This window comes from Erwinia sp. INIA01, from assembly GCF_025947915.1.
In the GTDB taxonomy this organism is placed as follows: Bacteria; Pseudomonadota; Gammaproteobacteria; order Enterobacterales; family Enterobacteriaceae; genus Erwinia; species Erwinia coffeiphila.
In genome coordinates, this window is sequence record NZ_JAPDNC010000008.1 from 1 (window position 1) to 18,776 (window position 18,776).

Annotated in this window: 15 protein-coding genes and 1 rRNA gene; 7 read left to right on the forward strand and 9 right to left on the reverse strand. The window is 56.1% G+C overall.

Annotated features, from left to right (window positions below; translation table 11 throughout):
* Positions 1-167, reverse strand: a 16S ribosomal RNA gene (locus OMR58_RS14830); the annotation flags it as partial.
* Positions 168-716: 549 nt separating this feature from the next.
* On the opposite strand from OMR58_RS14830, the gene mdtD reads away from it, so the two are divergent.
* Complete coding sequence (mdtD, locus tag OMR58_RS14835; RefSeq protein ID WP_264546298.1) at positions 717-2,117, forward strand: multidrug transporter subunit MdtD; 1,401 nt, start codon at positions 717-719, stop codon at positions 2,115-2,117.
* Here mdtD and rbsR read toward each other — a convergent pair.
* From rbsR to OMR58_RS14870, 7 genes are all read right to left on the reverse strand, one after another.
* A complete protein-coding gene (gene rbsR, locus OMR58_RS14840) occupies positions 2,114-3,115 on the reverse strand; it encodes a ribose operon transcriptional repressor RbsR (protein ID WP_205067537.1) in 1,002 nt (333 codons plus the stop codon). The two genes, mdtD and rbsR, sit on opposite strands and share 4 nt — an antisense overlap.
* Positions 3,116-3,117: 2 nt before the next feature.
* Positions 3,118-4,047 carry a ribokinase gene (rbsK, locus tag OMR58_RS14845; protein ID WP_264546299.1) on the reverse strand — a complete coding sequence of 310 codons (930 nt, stop codon included), beginning with the start codon at positions 4,045-4,047 and terminating at the stop codon, positions 3,118-3,120.
* 62 nt (positions 4,048-4,109) lie between these two features.
* Positions 4,110-4,985 (reverse strand): ribose ABC transporter substrate-binding protein RbsB, encoded by an 876-nt coding sequence (rbsB, locus tag OMR58_RS14850; RefSeq protein ID WP_105595269.1) that lies wholly within the window; start codon positions 4,983-4,985, stop codon positions 4,110-4,112.
* Positions 4,986-5,010: 25 nt separating this feature from the next.
* Positions 5,011-5,979: a ribose ABC transporter permease gene (rbsC, locus tag OMR58_RS14855; protein WP_105595270.1), complete on the reverse strand. Its 969-nt coding sequence runs from the start codon at positions 5,977-5,979 to the stop codon at positions 5,011-5,013.
* Positions 5,980-5,981: 2 nt separating this feature from the next.
* Positions 5,982-7,487: a ribose ABC transporter ATP-binding protein RbsA gene (gene rbsA, locus OMR58_RS14860; protein ID WP_264546300.1), complete on the reverse strand. Its 1,506-nt coding sequence runs from the start codon at positions 7,485-7,487 to the stop codon at positions 5,982-5,984.
* A gap of 7 nt (positions 7,488-7,494) precedes the next feature.
* Positions 7,495-7,914: a D-ribose pyranase gene (gene rbsD / locus OMR58_RS14865; RefSeq protein WP_264546301.1), complete on the reverse strand. Its 420-nt coding sequence runs from the start codon at positions 7,912-7,914 to the stop codon at positions 7,495-7,497.
* A gap of 281 nt (positions 7,915-8,195) precedes the next feature.
* On the reverse strand, positions 8,196-8,594 hold the full coding sequence (locus OMR58_RS14870; protein ID WP_105595331.1) for a YgiW/YdeI family stress tolerance OB fold protein: 399 nt from the start codon (positions 8,592-8,594) through the stop codon (positions 8,196-8,198).
* Positions 8,595-8,814: 220 nt separating this feature from the next.
* Between OMR58_RS14870 and qseB the strand changes: the two genes are divergently transcribed.
* Together qseB and qseC are read left to right on the forward strand one after the other, a co-directional pair.
* Positions 8,815-9,474 (forward strand): quorum sensing response regulator transcription factor QseB, encoded by a 660-nt coding sequence (gene qseB, locus OMR58_RS14875; protein ID WP_264546302.1) that lies wholly within the window; start codon positions 8,815-8,817, stop codon positions 9,472-9,474.
* Positions 9,471-10,817, forward strand: coding sequence for a quorum sensing histidine kinase QseC (qseC, locus tag OMR58_RS14880; protein WP_264546303.1), 1,347 nt, complete (start codon positions 9,471-9,473; stop codon positions 10,815-10,817). The genes qseB and qseC overlap by 4 nt, the downstream gene beginning before the upstream one ends.
* A 31-nt stretch (positions 10,818-10,848) precedes the next feature.
* On the opposite strand, the gene kup is transcribed toward qseC, so the two are convergent.
* Positions 10,849-12,717 (reverse strand): low affinity potassium transporter Kup, encoded by a 1,869-nt coding sequence (gene kup, locus OMR58_RS14885; protein WP_205067531.1) that lies wholly within the window; start codon positions 12,715-12,717, stop codon positions 10,849-10,851.
* 270 nt (positions 12,718-12,987) lie between these two features.
* On the opposite strand from kup, the gene ravA reads away from it, so the two are divergent.
* The 4 genes from ravA (at position 12,988) to asnC (ending at position 18,753) form a co-directional block, all read left to right on the forward strand.
* A complete protein-coding gene (gene ravA, locus OMR58_RS14890) occupies positions 12,988-14,481 on the forward strand; it encodes an ATPase RavA (RefSeq protein WP_200545831.1) in 1,494 nt (497 codons plus the stop codon).
* Complete coding sequence (gene viaA, locus OMR58_RS14895; protein ID WP_264546304.1) at positions 14,478-15,938, forward strand: ATPase RavA stimulator ViaA; 1,461 nt, start codon at positions 14,478-14,480, stop codon at positions 15,936-15,938. The genes ravA and viaA overlap by 4 nt, the downstream gene beginning before the upstream one ends.
* A gap of 72 nt (positions 15,939-16,010) precedes the next feature.
* Complete coding sequence (gene ovoA, locus OMR58_RS14900) at positions 16,011-18,173, forward strand: 5-histidylcysteine sulfoxide synthase (RefSeq protein WP_264546400.1); 2,163 nt, start codon at positions 16,011-16,013, stop codon at positions 18,171-18,173.
* Positions 18,174-18,291: 118 nt separating this feature from the next.
* Complete coding sequence (asnC, locus tag OMR58_RS14905) at positions 18,292-18,753, forward strand: transcriptional regulator AsnC (protein WP_105595279.1); 462 nt, start codon at positions 18,292-18,294, stop codon at positions 18,751-18,753.
* The last annotated feature ends 23 nt before the right edge of the window (positions 18,754-18,776 follow it).

Below are 18,776 nucleotides of genomic sequence, written 5' to 3' on the forward strand. Positions count from 1 at the left end.
GCTACCGTTTCCAGTAGTTATCCCCCTCCATCGGGCAGTTTCCCAGACATTACTCACCCGTCCGCCACTCGTCACCCGAGAGCAAGCTCTCTGTGCTACCGTTCGACTTGCATGTGTTAGGCCTGCCGCCAGCGTTCAATCTGAGCCATGATCAAACTCTTCAATTAAAAGCTTGATTTGCTGAAACCAGTTCAGCGATGCTCATCTGTAAAACGTCATAATGAATTTCATTATGTGTTCACTCGTGAGACTTGATATTTTTTACGTCCGGAGACGTTGATATCAATCCTGCGAGTGCCCACACAGATTGTCTGATAAATTGTTAAAGAGCAGTGCAGTCAGTGCCGAGGCTTCCTGCTGCGAGGTGGCGTATATTACGCTTTCCTCCTTCGGAGTCAACTTCTTTTTGAGAAGTTTCTTCCGGCGGTTCAGACAACTTCCTGAACCTCTAACACGCTGGCCTGTAAGCCGTTGTTCCGTGTCAGTGGAGGCGAAGTATAGGGATTTTCTGGTGGCTGGCAAGTTTTTATTGCAAATAAATTACCAAGCGTCTTATTTTTAACCAAATGAATAAAAAGAATACAACAGACGATTAATAATCACCCGGCTATGACCAGAAAACAGCAGACGCCCATCACAAAATTGAGATGTGGGATGCTATTCTTGCTGCACCGCAGGCAGATTTCTGCTGGCTTCCAAATAAAAAAGGACGACCAATGATAAAATCCGCGCGCAGTATGGCCGGACTTCCATGGATCGCCGCCATGGCGTTCTTTATGCAGGCGCTTGATGCCACCATTCTCAACACCGCTCTGCCCGCTATAGCCCACAGTCTTAACCGTTCACCGCTGGCCATGCAGTCGGCCGTCATCAGCTACACCTTAACCGTCGCCATGCTGATTCCCGTCAGCGGCTGGCTGGCCGATCGCTTTGGCACGCGAAAGGTGTTTATCGTTGCCGTCTTCCTGTTCTCTTTCGGTTCCCTCGCCTGTGCGCTATCAAACTCGCTGGGCATGTTGGTGATCTCTCGCGTTATCCAGGGGGTCGGCGGCGCGATGATGATGCCAGTGGCGCGGCTGGCCCTGCTGCGGGCCTATCCACGCAGCGAACTGCTGCCGGTGCTCAACTTTGTCACCATGCCCGGGTTGATTGGCCCGGTACTCGGCCCTCTGTTGGGGGGCGTATTGGTCACATGGGCAACCTGGCACTGGATATTTCTCATCAACATCCCGATTGGGGCCCTCGGCATTATCTATGCGCGCAAATACATGCCGGATTTCACTACGCCGAAACGGCGGTTCGATCTGACAGGCTTCCTGCTGTTCGGTCTTGGACTGGTTGGGATCTCAAGCGGCATCGAGCTGTTTGGCGAGCGGGTCGTCTCCAGCCTTATCGCACTAAGTGTCCTGGTCGGAGGGATTGTCCTTCTTCTTCTATATATAGTGCATGCCCGCCGCCACCCTTCGCCGCTGCTGCCGCTGCCAATGTTTAAAACCCGCACGTTCTCCGTCGGCATCATTGGTAATATCGCCTCTCGTCTGGGAACCGGCTGTATTCCTTTTCTTATGCCGCTGATGTTACAGGTTGGCTTTGGCTATACCGCACTGATCGCCGGATGCATGATGGCCCCGACGGCGCTGGGATCGATTCTGGCAAAATCACTGGTCACAAGAGTTCTGCGCTGGTTTGGTTATCGTAAAACGCTGGTCGGTATCAGTGTGATTATCGGCGTGTTGATTGCGTCATTTTCCCTGCAATCAGCGAGCTGGAGCGTGCTGGCAATGTTAATCCCGCTGTTTATTCTCGGGATGGCGATGTCTACCCAGTTTACGGCGATGAACACCATCACCCTTGCGGATTTAACCGATGCCAATGCCAGCAGCGGCAACAGCATGCTGGCGGTAACGCAGCAGCTGGCGATTGGTTTTGGTGTAGCGGTTAGCGCGGCGGTCCTGCGCTTTTATGAAAACTTCGATGGCACAACCTTCCAGCACTTCCACGCCACCTTCCTGACAATGGGGATCATTACCGTGATTTCCGCGCTGGTGTTCCTGCTGTTGAAACCGGGAGACGGCCGCAACCTGATCAGCGACCGCGATAAAAAGAAGAAGGCTTAGCGTTCACCCACCGAAGCACGCGCCATAAGTTCCGGTGTCAGCACCAACAGCTGCTGGCTGGCATCGGGGCTACTCAGCCGGTGCAGCAGAGTATCAATCGCCAGCTCACCCAGCTCGTCTTTCGGCTGATGGATAGTGCTCAGAGGCGGCGTCATATAGCGCGCCAGCTCAATATCATCGTATCCCATCACCGCCATATCCTGTGGAATGGTCATCCCGGCCTGGAAGAGCGCCTGATAAACGCCAACGGCCATAGCATCATTACTGGTAAATACCGCCTGAGGTCGCGGGTCCAGGGTTAACAGCTGCTGCATGGCGTTGAAGCCACCTTCAAACTCAAAATCACCGTCAACAATATATCCGGGCAGGATCGGCAACTCCGCCGTGGCCATCGCACGTTGATAGCCTTCAAGGCGCAGGCGCGCTGGCGTTTTGTCCTGAGGGCCGGCAATACAGGCAATGCGCGTATAACCGCGGGAAATCAGATGCTGAGTCGCCATTTCTCCGCCCAGCAACGAGTTGTCCTGAATGATGTCGCTGCCGCCTTCAAACGGTGCCCAGTCCATCATCACCGAAGGAATAGAAGGATAGCGGCCAAGGATCTCGGCGGAGGGCAGATGGCTTTCGGTGCACATGATTAGCAAACCATCAACGCGCTTTTGCAGCAACGTTTCCAGGCTCCGATCCATACGGTCCTTATCCCCTTCGGTATTACACAAGATCAGGCTGTAACCGCGCTCATAACAGCTGCGTTCAACGCCACGCACCACTTCCGCGTAAAACGGGTTGCTGCTGGCGGTCAACAGCATGCCGATAGTGCGGGTCTGATTCAGCTTCAGGCTGCGAGCCAACGCTGACGGCGCGTAGTTCAGCTCGCTGATTGCCGAAGTGACCTTCTCTCGGATCGTCTCGCTGACGAATCGATTGTTGTTAATCACGTGGGATACGGTAGAGGTTGAGACGCCCGCAAGTCGGGCGACATCTTTCATAGTGGCCACGTTTACCCCTGCGATTGCAAGAAGCTGTCGATCTCTTCACGCCAGGGTACAGAGGGCTGAGCACCGTGGCGCGTGACGGCAATAGCCGCAGCAGCATGAGCAAAGCGCACCGACTCGGCCATCGGCTTTTTCTCCAGCAGTGCGGTAATCAACGCACCGTTAAACGTATCGCCAGCAGCAATCGTATCCACCGCTTCTACGCGGAATCCTGGAATACGCTGGCCGTTGCCCTGCTCGCTCAACCACACACCGCGGCTACCGAGGGTGATCAATACCGATTCAATCCCTTTAGCATGCAGCACTGCCGCAGCCTTCGCCGCATCCTCATCGGTTTTTACTGACACGCCAGTCAGGATCTGCGCTTCTGTTTCATTTGGGGTAATCATATCCACCAGCGACAGCAGTTCATCGGAAAGCGCCGTTGCCGGGGCCGGATTCAAAATAACCCGGGTCTGATTCTGATGGGCAATGCGCGCAGCGGCCAGCACGCTTTCCAGCGGCGACTCAAGCTGCATCAATAATGCGTCAGCGTCGGCAATCACCTGCTGATGCTGAGCCACACGCTCCGGCGTCAACGCCGCATTCGCACCGGCATAAATGCCGATGGTGTTTTCACCTTCGCCATTGACAAAAATCAGCGCCACGCCGGTAGACTCACCCTCAACGGCAATCACCGGAGCCACATCAATACGATCGTCCGCCAGCTGCCTGCGGATACGTTCACCAATATCGTCATGACCCACGCAGGCAATAAAGGAAATATCCGCGCCGCTACGCCCGGCAGCAACGGCCTGGTTCGCCCCTTTTCCACCAAATGCGACCTGATACTGCTTCCCGATCACCGTTTCACCCGGGCGCGGGAACTGCGCCAGATTAAGAATGTGATCTGCGTTGATGCTGCCAAGAACAGCCAGTTTGCCGGTATTTTTCATATGGGGAATCGTCCAGATAAGTGCGCCACCCGAGGGTGGCGCGTGCCATGCTTTTCTTTGATTTATTTGGTAACCAGCTTCAGGTCTACCGGATTTACCGCGTCGACTTTCTGACCTTTCAGTACTTTATCAGCAGTTTCTACACCGATAGAGCCGATCTGCTCCGGCAGCTGAGCAACGGTCGCGGCCAGTTTGCCGCCTTCAACAGCCTTCACCCCATCAGGCGTGCCGTCGAAGCCCACAACCACCACACCAGATTTACCGGCAGTTTGCAATGCGCGTAATGCACCCAGCGCCATTTCATCATTCTGGGCAAACACCGCCTGTACATCTGGATGTGCGGTCAGCAGGTTCTGCATCACGTTCAGGCCCTTGGTGCGGTCGAAATCGGCCGGCTGGCTGGCGAGGATATTAAATTTATGCGCATCGGCGGCCTGTTTGAAACCTTCACCACGTTCACGCGCGGCTGACGTACCGGCAATCCCCTGCAGTTCGATAATTTTTGCGCCATCACCCAGCTTCTCAGCAATAAATTCACCGGCCTGCTTACCACCTGCGCGGTTGTCAGAAGCGATATGGCTGACAACCTTGCCCTGCGTCGCGACGCGGTCAAGCGTGATCACCGGGATGTTCGCCTGGTTAGCCATTTTCACCGCATTGCCCACCGCATCGGAATCGGTTGGGTTAATCAGCATAACCTTGGTGCCGCGAACGGTCAGGTCCTGCACGTTCGCCAGCTCTTTCGCCGGGTTATTCTGTGAATCCAGCACCACCAGGTTATAGCCCAGCTTATCGGCTTCTTTCTGCGCCCCATCTTTCAGCGAGACAAAGAAGGGATTGTTCAGCGTGGATACCACCAGCGCGATAGTGTCTTTTGCCAGCGCATTGGTGCTCAGGGTAGCGCCTAACAGTAAAGCCAGTGCAGTCAGTTTTTTCATGTTCTTAATCCTGTAGGGTAATCAGTTATTTACTGCTTTTGTTGTCTACCAGCACCGCCAGTAAAATCACTACAGCTTTGACGATCATTTGGTAGTAAGAAGAGACACCGAGCAGGTTCAGCCCGTTGTTGAGGAAACCAAGGATCAGCGCACCGATCAGCGTTCCCATAATACGTCCTTTGCCACCAGCGAGGCTGGTCCCGCCGAGTACAACGGCCGCAATCGCATCCAGCTCATAGCCGGTTCCCGCCGTTGGCTGTGCGGAAGAAAGACGCGCGACTTCAATGGTTCCGGCCAGCGCAGCCAGCATGCCGCACAATGCATAAACGGTGATTTTTACCCGATTCACGCTGATGCCTGAAAGGCGGGTCGCCGCTTCGTTACCGCCAAGCGCATAGATGTAACGACCCAGACGGGTGTGATGCAGCATGTACCATGCGGCAAAGAAGACAATTGCCATCAGCCAGACCGGCGTTGGGATACCCAGCGGGCGGCCAATACCGAACCAGCCGAACAGATCCGCATTGTCGCTAAAGCCGGTATTCACCGGGCTGCCGTTGGTGTACACCATGGTCACCCCGCGCAGCAGCAGCATCATCACCAGCGTGGCGATAAACGCCTGAACCTTGCCTTTCGCGACAATCGTACCGGTAATACCGCCGATCAGGGCGCCCAGCGCCAGCGAAGCGGCAACCGCCACCAGCGCATTCACTTCCAGGCCAACGATCGATGCCGCCACCGCGCCGGTCAGCGCCAGCAGCGAACCGACGGACAGATCGATGCCCGAGGTCAGGATAACCAACGTCATCCCCACGGCCATAATGGCGTTAACCGAGGTCTGTTGCAGAATATTGAACAGGTTCGCCACGGTGAAAAAGTTCGGGCTCATGCTGGAGACAATGGCGATCAGCACCAGCAGTGCAATCAGCGATTTCTGTTCAAGCAGCCATGCCTTACTGATCAGGCGGCGTGAAGGGATTGTTTGCGTACTCATAGTTATGCCAGCTCCGCGCTGTATTGTTTGCCTACTGCCGCCGCCATCAGAATTTCCTGCGAGGCGTGTTCAATCGGGAAGTCACCGCTCAGGCGACCTTCGTGCATCACCAGCACGCGGTCGCTCATACCCAGCACTTCCGGCATTTCAGAAGAGACGAGGATGATGCTCAGCCCCTCTTCTTTAAACTGGTTAATTAGCTGATAAATCTCTTTCTTCGCGCCAACGTCCACGCCGCGAGTCGGTTCATCCAGGATCAGCACCTTAGGCCGGGTCATCAGGCCACGGGCAATAGCCACCTTCTGCTGATTCCCGCCGGAAAGCAGGCCGATCGGCTGATTCATCGAAGGGGTTTTAACGTTAAACAGCTTGATAAAGTCCCCGACGGCCAGCTGCTCTTCACCGTGCTTCAGACGACCGCCGGTATGGCTGAAATACTTCAGGGCGGTCAGCGACATGTTCTCTTTTACCGACATCCCCAGCACCAGACCATCGCGCTTGCGGTCCTCAGAGATATAGACGATACCGTTGAGCAGCCCTTCTTCTGGCGAACGCGCTACTACCGCTTTGCCGTCCAGAGTTACGGTTCCGGCTGAACGCGGCAGTGCGCCGTACAGCACTTTCATTAATTCGGTACGGCCAGCGCCCATCAAGCCCGCCACGCCAAGGATCTCTCCTTTACGCAGAGTAAAGCTGACATCGTCAACGCCGGAACCGCTCAGGTTTTCCACCTTCAGGCGAATATCACCCGGTGCTTTGTCCAGGCGCGGATACTGCTCTTCGAGCTTGCGACCGACCATCATTTCGATCAGCGACTCTTCGCTTAACGAGTTAACCTCCCGCTCGGCAATAAACTGACCGTCGCGGAAAATAGTCACGTCATCGCAGATCTCAAAAATCTCTTTCATGCGGTGGGAGATATACACAATGCCGCAGCCCTGCGCTTTCAGCTCGTTGATCACGCGAAACAGCGAGGCGGTTTCCGTATCGGTCAGCGCATCCGTTGGCTCGTCCATAATGATGACTTTAGATTCAAAGCTCAGCACTTTGGCAATCTCAACCATCTGCTGATCGCCGATCGACAGATCGCCTACCAGCTTGTGGCTGCTGAACCGCAGATTCAGGCGTTTCAGCAACGCGTCCGCCTTCTCGTACATCGCTTTCCACTGAATACGGCCAAAGCGATTAACGAACTCGCGACCGAGGAAAATATTCTCCGCAATACTGAGCTGCGGGATCAGGTTAAGTTCCTGGTGGATAATGCCGATACCCGCTTCCTGCGACGCCTTCGGCCCGTTGAACGTTGTTTCTTTACCCAACCACTCAAAGCTACCGGCATCACGAGCGTAGATCCCGGTCAGGACTTTCATCATGGTGGATTTACCTGCACCGTTCTCCCCCACCAGCGCCATGACGCGGCCAGGATAAACGGCAAGTGCAGCCCCCGACAGCGCTTTCACGCCAGGGAAGGATTTCTCAATGCCTTTCAGTTGCAGTAAAGGTTGCATAACGGCCTCAGAAGGTCACGCCAGCGTTAAGGATGATATTCGCATACGGAGAACACTCCCCGCTGCGAATAACAGCCTTACTACGTTGTGTTTGTTGTTTGAACTGTTCGTGACTGATATAGCTGATACTAATGGTATTACCCTGGTGTTGTTGCAAGGATTTAAGCAGAGCGATCAGTTCACTGTGGAGCTGCGGATTGTGCTGCAAAATCTCCTCCGCAAGGATGGCGCTCTCAACCTGCATTTCTTCAGTGACCGTTTTGGTTACCTGCAAAAAACTGGGAATACCGTGAGTCAGCGCAAGATCGATGCGCTGCGGGCCATGCGGGACAGGCAGGCCAGCATCGCCGATGGTCAGGCTATCAGTATGTCCCAGGCGGGAAACCACGGACGAAATATCAGAATTCAGTAAGGTGCCTTTTTTCATCTTTCACTCCAGAGCGAAACGTTTCGCTGACTGCAGTTTAAGCAACGGCCAGGGGAAAACAATCGCCAGATCGTGAAAATGTGATCGCCATCGAAACGTTTCGCTGTCGTTGCACGAAGATGAATTTACGGGGTCAAAGGGGCTTCAGAAAGAAAGTTGGGGGGATTTTGATATGAATGATTGCCTTGCGGAACAGCGCGAGATAATCCTCCAGAAAACAGCGTTTTCCGCCGATGCTGGAAGAATAGTTTATCGCTCGCGCTACCGGGAATGAGTCAGCCTTACTGACTGAGTTTTCTGATCTGCTTCACATCCAGCTCAAGGGAGTTAAAGTCTTTATCCAACTTGCCCTGAAGTTCGACATTATCTTTAGGGCCGACGGTCTGGCCTTCCCAGCGCTTGTGGTCAATCTCTACCGTCATAGTGCCGGTGGCATCGCGAAACAGATAGTCTTCATCACCGATACGCTTCTCGATATTACCGCGCATCGTTACCCAGGCGTCGTCTTTCATATCCTGCGCCTGTTTTACGGTCACCATCGTACCATTTGGCCCGCTAAAGCCCCCTTTCTGAACGACGGAGGTCGGCGCATTCGGGTCGACAAAGCCGCCTCCCTGTACGGCCAGAACCGGGGTAGAAATCAGGGCGGTAATCGCCAGTAATGCAGCTGTTTTTTTCATGTTCATCTTTATCACCTTTCTTCCTGAACGGAGGCAGCGTTCCACTGCCGGAGGGTCTCTGAAAGTGATTAAAACAAACGCTTCTTAACAGGATCTTAAGGAACATCAGCTGATGAGTTTATTTCTGTTTATTGCGTAAATTCAGGCAATTTCGCCGATCGTCCCTGTACAAGCGGCATCCTCATTCCGTATAAAACCGCTAACAGCCAAGGATAAGCCGATGAGAATTTTACTGATTGAAGACGACCGCCTGATTGGCGACGGGATAAAAGCCGGACTGGGCAAGCTGGGGTTTAGCGTTGACTGGTTTACTGAGGGAAATGATGGCCTGCTCGCCCTCAGCGCAGCACCCTACGATGCCGTGGTGCTGGACCTCAGCCTGCCGGGGATCGATGGCCTGGAGATCCTGCGCCAGTGGCGCCAGGAGGGCCGCGATGAGCCGGTGCTGATCCTGACCGCCCGCGATGCCCTTGAGCAACGGGTCGATGGCCTGCAGCAGGGGGCCGACGACTATCTGTGCAAGCCTTTTGCCCTCACCGAAGTGGCGGCACGGCTGCAGGCGCTGATCCGTCGACGCCACGGCCAGCTACAGCCCATATTGCAGCACGGCAGGGTGATGATGGAACCGGCTTCCCACAGCGTCACCCTGGACGGTAAGCCGCTGGAACTGAAAGCGCGCGAGCTGGCACTGCTGGAGCTGTTTCTGCTCAACCCTGGCCGGGTATTAACCCGCGCCCGGCTGGAAGAAAAGCTCTACGGCTGGGATGAAGATGTCTCAAGCAATGCGGTTGAGGTGCATATCCACCACCTGCGCAAAAAACTCGGCAGTGAATTTATCCGTACCGTTCACGGCGTTGGCTACACGCTGGGGGCATTATGAAAAAAAGAAGCCTGCGGCTGCGGCTGACTGTCGGTTTTCTACTACTGAGTATTCTGTGCTGGGGAGCGGCCGCGGTGGGTGGCTGGTGGCAAACGCGGCACAACATTAACCAGCTGTTCGATACCCAGCAGATGCTGTTTGCTAAACGACTGGCGGCGATTAATCCTGAACGACTGAGTAACGATCCTCTCACCCTGCCAAAAACTAAAAAGCTGCTGCGCCATCATCGCGGCGATCAGGAAGATGATGCGCTGGCCTTCGCCGTGTTCAGCCGCGAAGGGAAAATGCTGCTCAATGACGGTGATAATGGCAAAGATTTCCCCTTTAGCTATCAGCGTGACGGCTTTACCGACGGCAGATTAAAAGATGATGACGATATGTGGCGGCTGGTGTGGCTCACCACGGCGGACGGCCGCTATATCGTGGCAGTGGGCCAGGAGTGGGAATACCGCGATGATATGACCCGCGATCTGGTACACGCCAGTCTCAGCCCCTGGCTGCTGGCGCTGCCGGTGATGCTGCTACTGATGCTTTGGCTGGTCAGCCACGAACTTAAACCCCTCAAGTACATCGCGCAACAGCTCCGCCAGCGAGCGGCGGATGATGCCGCACCGCTCGAAGCTGAGCGCGTCCCACAGGAAGTTCGTCCCCTGCTGGACGAGCTTAACCAGCTGTTTGCCCGCATCGGTGCAATGCTGCTGCGCGAGCGGCGCTTTACCTCCGATGCCGCCCACGAACTGCGCAGCCCGCTGGCGGCGCTGAAGGTCCAGACCGAAGTGGCACAGCTGGCCCACGACGATACCGCTGCGCTCAGCCACGCACTGAGTAATCTGGATATCGGTATCGAGCGCGCCACGCGGCTGGTGGATCAGTTGCTGATCCTCTCGCGGCTGGATAATGGCCAGGATCTGCAAAAACAGTCGCTGGAAATGCAGTCTCTATTGCAGCAGGCCGTGGTCGAGCACTATGAACAGGCGCGGGAAAAAGGAATCGATCTCAGTCTGGATGCACCGGAAGAACCGCTCAGGCGGCTGGCAAACCCGCTGCTGCTGGCTCTGCTGGTGCGCAATCTGCTGGATAACGCTATCCGCTATGCGCCAGAGGGTAGCCAGGTGGCACTGGCGCTAACGGAGAACAGCCTGACGATAAGCGATAACGGCCCGGGTATTCCGGCAGATCTGCTGCCGCGCATCGGGGAGCGTTTCTATCGCCCTCCCGGTCAGCAGCAGTCCGGCAGCGGCCTGGGATTATCGATCGTTCATCATATTGCCCGGCTGCACGGTATGGGGGTCACGCTGAAGAATCGGGATGAGGGTGGATTAGTCGTGACGGTGTGGCTGTAGGGCGCAGTCATGTTCAGACCGCGCCCGTTCATCATATTTCGACCTGCGTACCCAGCTCAATCACCCGGTTAGGCGGGATTTCAAACTGATCCGGCGCGCGCAGGGCGTTCTTTTGCAGCATCAGGAACAGCTTGCCGCGCAGGCGCAGATACCACGGTCGTTTACCGATAATCAGCGATTCGTGGGACATAAAGAACGAGGTTTCCATCATCCGGCAGCTCAGCCCTTCCAGACCGCAGCGGTGGAAGATCTCCTCGACGTTTGGCGTTTCGCGCCAGCCGTAGCTGGCCACCACGCGCCAGAAGGTCGGGGAAAGCTGCTCAATTGTCACGCGTTTCACATTATGCACGTACGGCGCATCTTCGGTACGCAGCGTCAGCAGCACCACGCGTTCATGCAGTACCTTGTTATGCTTAAGATTATGCAGCATGGCAAAGGGGATCACGTTCAGCGCACGCGACATATACACTGCGGTTCCCGGTACCCTGACCGGCGGCGATTTCTCCAGCGAGGCGATCATCGCCTCCAGCGAATTGCCGTGCTCATGCATACGGCGCAGCAGGCGGAAGCGTTCGCTTTTCCAGGTGGTCATAATCACAAACATCACCAGCGCCAGCGCCAGCGGCAGCCAGCCGCCGGAGAAAACCTTCACCAGGTTTGCCGAGAACAGTGACACATCAATACACAGCATGGCCACGAGGATTAGCAGTGCCAGATAGCGATTCCAGTGCCAGTTCTTGATCGCCACGGTTGTACACAAAATGGCAGTCAGCACCATGGTGCCCGTCACCGCAATACCGTAAGCCGCAGCGAGGTTGCTGGAGTGCTTAAAGCCGATAATCACGATGACCACGGCAACAAACAGCAGCCAGTTGATCACCGGAATATAGATCTGGCCGGATTCCTGCTCTGAGGTATAAACAATACGCATCGGCGGCAGATAGCCCAGACGAACCGCCTGACGCGTGAGTGAGAATACCCCGGAAATCACCGCCTGAGAGGCGATCACCGTGGCCAGCGTCGCCAGCAGCAGCAGCGGGATCAACGCCCAGTCAGGTGCCAGCAGGAAGAACGGGTTTTTGATGGCTTCAGGATGTGCCAACAGCAGCGCGCCCTGGCCGAAATAGTTCAGCACCAGCGACGGCAGCACCACAATAAACCACGCCAGTCGGATAGGGAATTTGCCAAAGTGGCCCATATCCGCATACAGCGCTTCCACCCCGGTAATCGCCAGCACCACGGCACCCAGCGCAAAGAAGGACACGGTTTTATATTCAATAAAGAAGTGAACCGCCCAGTAAGGATTCATCGCCTGCAGTACATCCGGATTATTGAGGATACTGCGCGCCCCCAGCACCGCCAGTACGATAAACCACACCAGCATCACTGGCGCAAACAGCTTACCCACAATGCCGGTGCCGTGTTTCTGAATCACAAACAGCAGAGTCAGCACCGCGATGGCCAGCGGGACGATATAGCTGTCGAGCGACGGCGCGGCAATCTCCAGCCCTTCTATCGCCGACAGTACCGATACCGCCGGGGTTATCACCACTTCGCCATAGAAGAAGCTGCCGCCAATCAGGCCCATAATCAGCAGGATTGCGGTTGCCCGCCCGCCGGTATTGCGCCCGGCCAGCGACATCAGCGTCAGAATACCGCCCTCACCGGCGTTATCCGCGCGCATGACGTAGGTGATGTACTTGAGGGATACCGTCAGGATCAACAGCCAGAAGATCAGGGAGAGGAAACCAAATACCGCATCGCGCTCTACGCCAAAGCCGAACTGTCCCGACAGACATTCGCGCAGGGTATACAGCGGGCTGGTACCGATATCACCGTAGACCACGCCGATTGCGGCAAGAGTAACGGCACCAAGGGACTGCTTTTTGTCAGAGCTCATAGGTTAATCTTTTGTTGCAGCCGGCCAGCGCGGGATTGCGCACAGTTTACCTGGCTATCAAAAAGCGCACAGTATGCATGATTCATCACGAATGCCTATTGTTTATTGACGGGATATCGCCCAAACGGAACTAACTTCAATGGCCAGTGTCACCCTTTGATAATAAAAAAGCTGACTGCTATCAACTCTTTCAAGCATCATAGTCAGTAGTGTTTGCGCTCGCCAGCCACGATGCTGGCCTGACCGTAGAAAAAGGATGGATGTTTGATTATGGCCCAGTCTCACTTACTGGCGGAGCGTATTTCCCGCCTGAGCAATGCATTAGAGAAAGGACTTTACGAACGCCATCACGCGATTCGGCTCTGCCTTCTTGCCGCGCTATGTGGCGAAAGCGTTTTTTTACTGGGGCCGCCGGGCATCGCCAAGAGCCTGATCGCCCGACGCCTGAAGTTTGCTTTTCAGCACTCCCGCGCCTTTGAGTATCTGATGACACGCTTCTCAACGCCGGAAGAGGTGTTTGGCCCGTTGTCCATTCAGGCATTGAAGGATGAAGGCCGCTATCAGCGCCTGACCAAAGGCTACTTGCCCGATGCGGAAATCGTCTTCCTGGATGAGATCTGGAAAGCGGGCCCGGCAATCCTCAATACTCTGCTGACCGCCATTAATGAACGCCGTTTCCGCAACGGCGACAACGAAGAAAAAATCCCGATGCGGCTGCTGGTGACCGCCTCTAACGAACTGCCGGAAGCGGACAGCGGGCTGGAAGCGCTGTATGACCGCATGCTGATCCGCCTGTGGCTGGATAACGTCCACGAGAAGCAGAATTTCCGCAGCCTGCTGACCCACCAGCAGGATGAAAATCAGAATCCGGTGGCGGAATCACTGTGCATCAGCGACGAGGAGTATCTGGCCTGGCAGCAGGGCATTACCAAAGTTAACCTGCCGGATGATGTCTTCGAGCTGATCTTCCAGCTGCGCCAGCAGTTAGAAAATCAGCCAGAAGCGCCGTATATCTCCGACCGCCGCTGGAAAAAAGCCATTCATCTGCTGCAGGCCAGCGCCTTTTACAGCGGGCGCAATTCTATCGCGCCGATCGATCTGATCCTGCTGAAAGACTGCCTGTGGCATGACGTGAATTCGATGAAACTGCTGGATCGCGAAATTGATAATCTGCTGACCCAGCAGGCGTGGCAGCAGCAACCGATCCTGATCAAACTCCAGCAGATTAACACCCGCCGCCTGGCGCTTCAGCAGCAGCAGAGCGTGGAGCAGGCCATTCGCCTGGAGAAACACGGCGGCATGTTCAGCCGCAAGCCGCATTTCGAGCTGCCCGCCGCGCTGTCGGCCGATGAGCTGACCCTGATGCTACAAAAGCCGCTGACGCTGCATGATATGCAGGTTACGCACGTTACTCTGGCCCGCGAGGCGCTGCATCACTGGCTGCAAAAAGGGGGAGAGGTACGCGGCAAGCTGAATGGCATCGGCTTTGCGCAGATGTTGGATCTGCACGTGGACGCTCAGGAGTGCCTGACGCTGCGTGATATCAGTCTGCAAAGCACGCGGCTGATGCTGCCCGGTAAACTCCAGCAGGCGCTGCCGGAAGAGATTATTCAGGCGCTGGATGAGCTGGATACTCAACTTCGTGCCCAGCGCACGCTATTCAGTCAGCACCATCGCTGTCTGTTTATCAGCGATGACTGGTTGGCTCGCGTTGAGGACAGCCTGCAGCAGGTGGCCGAACAGCTGAAGCAGGCGCGGCAGTGATCTCACTCGATACACTGAGTATGTTGCTGACCATCAGCGAAAACGAGCTGATCGAAGAAGTGGCCATCGCCATGCTGGCCTCGCCAAAGCTGGCCGCTTTTTTCAAAAAATTCCCGGGGCTGAAAAATGCCCTGACTCGCGATTTGCCCAACTGGAAAGCGAGCGTGCTGCAACAGCTCAAATCGACCCCGGTTCCCGACGATGTTGCCGAAGAGTTCAGCCGCTTCCAGCACTTCCAGACGCTTAACTCCCACGAATTCAGCGCGCAGCTGCCCGCTTTGTTGCAGTGGCTGGATACCAACCACTCGCCCTTTGCAGAGAAAGCCCGTCACCTGGTGGAGCATACGGAGATCGGTCATCTGAGCCCGGCTCAGCAGACGCTGTTTCTCCAGCGCTGGCGGCTGAGCCTGACCCTGCAAACCCTGTCGCTGAACCAGCAGCTGCTGGACCAGGAGCGCGACAAGCTGCTGGCCGAGCTACAGCATCGAATGGCGATGAGCGGCCAGCTGGCCCCGGTACTGGCCAGCGATGATGAAGCCGCCGCAGGCAGACTGTGGGATCTCACCCGCAGCTCGCTGCAGCGTGAGGATTATCAGCTGATTGTGCAGTACGGTGATTTTCTGGCGGGGCAGCCCGAGCTGATGAAACTGGCCGAACAGCTGGGCCGCAGCCGCGAAGCCAAAGCCGTGCAGGCGGAAGAGGCGCCGCTGGAAGCCTTCCACCAGCTGGTGCGCGAACCGGAAAGCGTACCGGAAGAGGTCAACGGGCTGCATCAAAGCGATGATATCCTGCGCCTGCTGCCGCCGGAGCTGGCTACCCTCGGCATCAGCGAACTGGAATTCGAGTTTTACCGGCGGCTGGTGGAAAAGCGCCTGCTGACCTATCGCCTGCAGGGCGAGAGCTGGCACGATAAGATCACCGAGCGGCCCGTCGTTCATCAGCATCATGATGAGCAACCGCGAGGCCCCTTTATTGTCTGCGTCGATACATCCGGATCGATGGGCGGATTTAACGAGCGCTGTGCAAAAGCCTTCTGTCTGGCGCTGCTGAAAGTGGCGCTGGCGGACAACCGCCGCTGCTATATTATGCTGTTCGCGCATGAAGTCATCGGTTATGAGCTGACCGCCGGAGACGGTATCAGCCAGGCGATCCGTTTTCTCAGCCAGCGCTTTCGCGGCGGCACCGATCTTGCCGCCTGTCTGGACGAAGTATTAAAAAAACTCAGCAGCAGCCCGTGGCAGGATGCCGATGCGGTGATCCTCTCCGATTTTATCGCCCAGCGCCTGCCGGAAGAGCTGGTTAAACGCGTTCGCGACCACCAGAATCGCCAGCAGCAGCGTTTTCATGCCGTTGCCATGTCCGATCATGGAAAACCGGCCATCATGCGTATCTTCAACCATATCTGGCGTTTTGACACCGGACTAAAAAGCCGCCTTCTGCGCCGCTGGCAGCGCTAGTCCTCTTCCCTCAGCCCTTTGCGCAAAATACGGCAAACCTTATTTGCTATAGTCATATATCGGCTTTAGCCAATCGGCAGATGGGAGCATTACGTGACAGCACAACAACAGCATCAGAGCGGGCTTCCCGCACCAACCCGCACGCTACTTCTTGACGGCAGCGACCCCGAACAAAAACGCCAGCAGCTGCTCGCTTACTTCCGCCAGACCTGGGAACTCTACGAGCGCCTGTTTGACTGCCTGGCCGATGAACGGGCGTATTACAACAAAGCGATCCCGCTGCGCCATCCGCTAATCTTCTATTTTGGCCATACCGCCACCTTCTACATTAATAAACTCATGGCAGGCAGGCTGATTGACGCCCGAGTTGATGATCGGATCGAAGCCATGATGGCGATCGGCGTTGATGAAATGAGTTGGGACGATCTGGATAACAGCCACTACAGCTGGCCGTCGGTCAGCGAACTGCGTGACTATCGCGGTAAGGTTCGTAGCCGGGTAGAGCAGTTTATTGCAGAGATGCCGCTGTCGCTGCCAATTGGCTGGGACAGCCCGGCGTGGGTGATCCTGATGGGGATTGAACATGAGCGCATCCATCTGGAAACCTCCAGCGTATTGATTCGCCAGCTGCCGATCGAATGGGTTAAGACTCAGCCCCACTGGCCCGCCTGTACCGAAGCCCGCCACGATCGTCTGGCGGTGCCGGAAAATTCGCTTATTGCCGTCGCCGGTGGCCGCGTCACCCAGGGCAAAACCGACCCGACCTACGGCTGGGACAACGAATACGGCACGCAGGTCAGTGAAGTGAAGCCCTTCCGCGCCAGTAAAATGCTGGTCAGCAACGCCGAATTCTTCACTTTTGTAGCGGCAGGAGGCTACCAGCAGTCGCGCTGGTGGGATGAAGAGGGCGAGGGCTGGCGGGCGTTTTCCAAAGCCACGATGCCGACGTTTTGGATCGGCAGCGCCGGGCAGCCGGATAGCCTGCGTCTGCGGTTGATGACGGAAGAAGTGCCGATGCCGTGGGACTGGCCCGCCGAAGTGAACCAGCTGGAGGCCGCGGCCTTCTGTCGCTGGAAAGCAGAGGAAACCGGTAAGTCCATCCAGCTTCCTGCAGAAAGTGAGTGGATGCTGCTGCGCGAACAGGTCGCCGGCGATCAGCCCGACTGGGACACCGCGCCGGGCAATATCAATCTGGCCTACTGGGCCTCCTCCTGCCCGGTCGATCGCTTTAGCCAGGGGGATTTCTTCGACCCAATCGGCAACGTCTGGCAGTGGACCACCACGCCGATTAACGGCTTTGAAGGGTTTCGCGTGCATCCGCTGTACGACGATTTCTCCACGCCAACCTTTGACGGCAAACATGCGCTGATCAAAGGCGGCAGCTGGATCTCCACCGGTAACGAGGCACTGAAATCTGCGCGTTATGCCTTCCGCCGCCACTTCTTCCAGCATGCGGGATTCCGCTACGTCGTCTCCAGCCATCAGGAAACCATGGCGCAAAACCCGTACGAAACCGACACGATGGTGTCGCAGTATCTGGATTTCCAGTACGGTCCGGAATATTTCGGCGTGGCCAACTATGCACGTGCGCTGGTGGAAATCGCCTGCGGGCTGACGGATAAACGTCAGCGCGCGCTGGATATCGGCTGTGCCACCGGACGCGCCAGCTTTGAACTGGCGCGCCATTTCGAGCAGGTGGTGGGCATGGACTACTCGGCGCGTTTTATTGACGTCGCGCTGCAGCTGACCGGTGGTGAAGACTTCCGCTATGTCACCCAGGAAGAGGGCGATCTGGTGGAGTATCGCCAGGTCAGGCTGAAAGATTTTGGTCTGGACACTCAGCAGGCCAGCCGCATTCAGTTCGTACAGGGCGATGCCTGCAATCTGAAGCCGCAGCCGGAACACTACGATCTGGTGCTGGCCTCAAACCTGATCGACCGGTTACGCCAGCCCAAACGCTTCCTGCAGGATATCAGCGGCATGATCCGCAGCGGCGGCATACTGATGCTCTCCTCGCCCTATACCTGGCTGGAGGAGTATACGCCGAAGGAAAACTGGCTTGGAGGGGTCCGTGAGAACGGGGAAGCCCTGACCACTTACCAGGCACTGCAACGACTGCTGGCGGCGGATTTTGAAGAGATAGCACCCGCACAGGACATTCCGTTTGTCATTCGCGAAACGGCGCGTAAATACCAGCATACGCTGGCGCAGCTGACGCTGTGGCGTAAACGCTGATCTCCCCTATCCCGCAGGCATCCCACTGCCTGCGGTTTTTTTCAATCGATTGCCATCGCCTTCACGATCCCGCACAGTAACGCTATTCCAGGCACCCGCTAATAATCATGGAGCCACTATGCCCGAAAACATGCAGCCCGATAACCTCGATCGCGGCATTCTGATCGCCCTGATGGACAACGCCCGTACCGCCTACGCCGAGCTGGCAAAGCAGTTCAACGTCAGCCCAGGAACCATCCACGTGCGCGTAGAAAAGATGAAGCAGGCGGGGATCATTAAAGGCACGCGGGTTGAAATCGATCCGAAGCAGCTGGGCTACGACGTCTGCTGTTTTATCGGCATTATTCTCAAAAGCGCGAAGGATTACCCTTCTGCACTGGCTCGTCTTGAAGCACTTGATGAAGTGGTGGAAGCTTATTACACCACCGGGCATTACAGTATTTTTATCAAGGTGATGTGCCGATCTATTGATGCGTTACAGCAGGTACTGATCAACAAGATCCAGACGATTGATGAAATTCAGTCCACGGAAACGCTGATCTCGCTGCAGAACCCAATTATGAGGGCAATTAAGCCCTGATCGGGCGCTTGTCCTCCCTCCCC

Coding starts and splice junctions, on each gene's coding strand:
- qseC (WP_264546303.1), top strand. CDS start 9,471: ATGAAAAAAAGAAGCCTGCGGCTGCGGCTGACTGTCGGTTTTCTACTA.
- rbsB (WP_105595269.1), bottom strand. CDS start 4,985: ATGAAAAAACTGACTGCACTGGCTTTACTGTTAGGCGCTACCCTGAGC.
- kup (WP_205067531.1), bottom strand. CDS start 12,717: ATGAGCTCTGACAAAAAGCAGTCCCTTGGTGCCGTTACTCTTGCCGCA.
- asnC (WP_105595279.1), top strand. CDS start 18,292: ATGCCCGAAAACATGCAGCCCGATAACCTCGATCGCGGCATTCTGATC.
- rbsD (WP_264546301.1), bottom strand. CDS start 7,914: ATGAAAAAAGGCACCTTACTGAATTCTGATATTTCGTCCGTGGTTTCC.
- rbsC (WP_105595270.1), bottom strand. CDS start 5,979: ATGAGTACGCAAACAATCCCTTCACGCCGCCTGATCAGTAAGGCATGG.
- mdtD (WP_264546298.1), top strand. CDS start 717: ATGATAAAATCCGCGCGCAGTATGGCCGGACTTCCATGGATCGCCGCC.
- qseB (WP_264546302.1), top strand. CDS start 8,815: ATGAGAATTTTACTGATTGAAGACGACCGCCTGATTGGCGACGGGATA.
- OMR58_RS14870 (WP_105595331.1), bottom strand. CDS start 8,594: ATGAAAAAAACAGCTGCATTACTGGCGATTACCGCCCTGATTTCTACC.
- ravA (WP_200545831.1), top strand. CDS start 12,988: ATGGCCCAGTCTCACTTACTGGCGGAGCGTATTTCCCGCCTGAGCAAT.
- rbsA (WP_264546300.1), bottom strand. CDS start 7,487: ATGCAACCTTTACTGCAACTGAAAGGCATTGAGAAATCCTTCCCTGGC.
- rbsK (WP_264546299.1), bottom strand. CDS start 4,047: ATGAAAAATACCGGCAAACTGGCTGTTCTTGGCAGCATCAACGCAGAT.